At 61.2% G+C, this 2,556-nt stretch carries 3 protein-coding genes; all 3 read right to left on the bottom strand.

What is annotated here, in order from left to right:
* Nucleotides 1-25: 25 nt before the first annotated feature.
* The 3 genes from tnpC to tnpA are packed head-to-tail and all read right to left on the bottom strand — an operon-like array spanning nt 26 to nt 2,478.
* Nucleotides 26-1,681 (bottom strand): IS66 family transposase, encoded by a 1,656-nt coding sequence (tnpC, locus tag PH551_RS32690; protein WP_018247155.1) that lies wholly within the window; start codon nt 1,679-1,681, stop codon nt 26-28.
* Between the two features lie 45 nt (nt 1,682-1,726).
* Nucleotides 1,727-2,053, bottom strand: coding sequence for an IS66 family insertion sequence element accessory protein TnpB (gene tnpB / locus PH551_RS32685; protein WP_010030703.1), 327 nt, complete (start codon nt 2,051-2,053; stop codon nt 1,727-1,729).
* 17 nt (nt 2,054-2,070) lie between these two features.
* Nucleotides 2,071-2,478, bottom strand: coding sequence for an IS66-like element accessory protein TnpA (tnpA, locus tag PH551_RS32680; RefSeq protein ID WP_004675073.1), 408 nt, complete (start codon nt 2,476-2,478; stop codon nt 2,071-2,073).
* Between the last annotated feature and the right edge of the window lie 78 nt (nt 2,479-2,556).

Here is a 2,556-nt window from a genome sequence, read left to right as displayed (position 1 = left end):
GTAAGCCTCCGGTGAAGGCCGCAGGTCAGGCCGCTTGAGCGTTGACGGTCGGCGGCGTCCAATTCCACGGAAGCAACTGCTCCAGCCTGGTAATCGACGTATCAGCGATGCTGGCAAGAACGTCGGCCAGCCACACCTGCGGATCGATGTCGTTGAGTTTTGCCGTCATAATCAATGTGGCCATGAAGGCCGCACGATCTGCACCGCGGTCTGATCCGGCGAAGAGCCAGGATTTTCTGCCGAGCGCAAAGCCTCTGAGCGCTCGCTCTGCCGCATTATTCGTCAGGCAAATCCGGCCGTCCTGCAGAAATGATGTGAAGCCATCCCAGCGCTTGAGCATGTAGTCGATCGCCTCCGCCACCGGAGAACTGCGTGAGAGCTTTGCCCGCTCGGTTTGAAGCCAGACCTGCAGATCATCGACGAGTGGCAGACAGTCTCTCCGGCGACGCTCCAGGCGTTGATCGGCCGTAAGCCCGTTGATCTCGCGCTCAATATCGAACAGGCCGTCGATCCGTTTGACGGCTTCGAGCGCCATAGGCGAGATCGGCGCGGCATTCTTTCCACGCTTGGCATTTGCGGCGATGTCGGCGAGCACGAAGAACTTACGCCGCGAGTGTGCCCAACAAAACGCCTGCCTTAGAGGATTTGGATCGCGATCAACCTTGAACAGCGGATTGTAGCCGCCATAGGCGTCCGCCTGCAGAATGCCGTTGAAGGTCTTCAGGTGGCGCTCCGGATGCTCCTGCCGTCGGTCCCGCGAGGCATAGTAAAGGGCCGCCGGCGGAGAGAGCCCTCCGAACGGCCGATCGTCCCGGACATAGGTCCAGATGCGGCCCGTATCGGTCTTTCCCTTGGCCAGGATAGGCACGGTCGTGTCGTCGCCGTGCAGACGTTCGGCAGCAAGGACATGCGCCTCGATCAGGGAGTGAATGGGCTTCAACGCCGCGGCACATGCTCCAACCTGATCGGCCAGCGTCGACAAGCTGAGGTCGACGCCCTCGCGGGCGTAGCGCTCGCTCTGGCGATTGAGCGGCTGGTGCTGGGCGAACTTCTCAAACAGGATCATCGCCAGCAGGTTCGGCCCGGCAAAACCGCGGGGTGTCACATGGAAGGGTGCGGGTGACTGCGTGATCTTCTCACACTCGCGGCAGGTGAACTTCTCCCGCACCGTCTGGATGACCTTCCACTGACGCGGGATGACTTCCAAGGTCTCGGTAATGTCTTCGCCAAGCTTCGACAGTTTAACCGATCCACAACAGGCGCAATTCGTGGGAGCGGCGATTACGACGCGCTCACGCGGCAGGTGTTCGGGAAAGGGCTTGCGTGACGGACGCTTGCGCTCGAAGGCTTTGACGGCTGAAGCTTTGGCTGCGATCTCCGCCGCCAGTTCATCTTCACCGGCGTCCGCTTCCAACTCCTCGAGCTGCAGTTCCATCTGCTCCAGGAGCCGCGCCTTGCGCTCGGACCGGCTGCCGTAGAGTGCACGGCGAACCTTGTCGATCTCCAGCTTCAGCCGCGCGATCAGCGCCTCGGAATGCGATACGAGTGCCTTTGCGCTGGCGGCTTCTGCCTTGGAGGTCGCTGCTTCTGCTTCGGCTGCGACACGTCGAGCGCGTTCCTGGGCCAGCAGTGCAAGCGCACTGGCAAGGTCGTCCGGAAGCTCTTCGGTCGCATTGCTCATGACAGGATGGAATCATATTCGACCCTGTCATTCCAGTGTTTTTGCTTATCCGGCCGACGTCGGCCGCCAGGTCTTTTGCGGCATCCGCCAGTCGATACCTTCCAGCAGATAACCGAGCTGCGCAGGCGTGATCACCACCGTGCCATCGGCCGCTGATGGCCAGATGAAGCGGCCGCGCTCCAGCTTCTTCGTGAACAGGCAAGCGCCCTGGCCGTCATGCCAGATCACCTTGATCAGACCGCCACCGCGGCCGCGGAATACGAACAGGTGTCCACACATCGGGTCGCGCTTCAGCGCCTCCTGCACCATCAACGACAAACCGGGGAAGCCCTTTCGCATATCGGTGTGGCCTGTCGCCAGCCAGACCTTCACGCCACTCGGAACCGGAATCATCGCAGCCCCAGCACGCAATCGAGAATCCGGCCAAGGGCATCCGTATCGATGTCGCTATCCACGCGCACGCGCCGACCCCGTCCAAGCTCGATTGTCACATCGCTACGCTTCCGACGAGGGTGGGATGTGGTGGGCGATTCCGGTTGAACGGGAGAGACTGTCGAAGCGGCCTCGGATACGATCACCGGCACCAAAGTCGCCGTATCAGACCTTGGCTCCTCGATCCGGCAAAGCTCTTTGCGCCAACGGAACAACTGGCTGACATGGATGCCGGCCGCGCGGGCAATCTCGGAGATGACCGCGTCTGGCTCAAAGCATGCAGCGACAAGGCGCTCTTTATCTTCGCGTGACCAGCGCCGACGGCGCTCTACAGACGTGATCACCTCAATTGGATGCTTCGTCATATGACTACTCCTAGTGTTACCACTAGGACTGGCAGTCAGAAGCCCTCTATCGCAAGACGGCCTTCACCGTGGGCTTAC

Source organism: Rhizobium atlanticum (genome assembly GCF_030182485.1).
GTDB lineage: Bacteria > Pseudomonadota > Alphaproteobacteria > Rhizobiales > Rhizobiaceae > Rhizobium.
The sequence above is the reverse complement of the archived record's forward strand: the minus strand, read 5'-3'. Positions and strand labels throughout refer to the sequence as shown.

Coding starts and splice junctions, on each gene's coding strand:
- tnpA (WP_004675073.1), bottom strand. CDS start 2,478: ATGACGAAGCATCCAATTGAGGTGATCACGTCTGTAGAGCGCCGTCGG.
- tnpC (WP_018247155.1), bottom strand. CDS start 1,681: ATGAGCAATGCGACCGAAGAGCTTCCGGACGACCTTGCCAGTGCGCTT.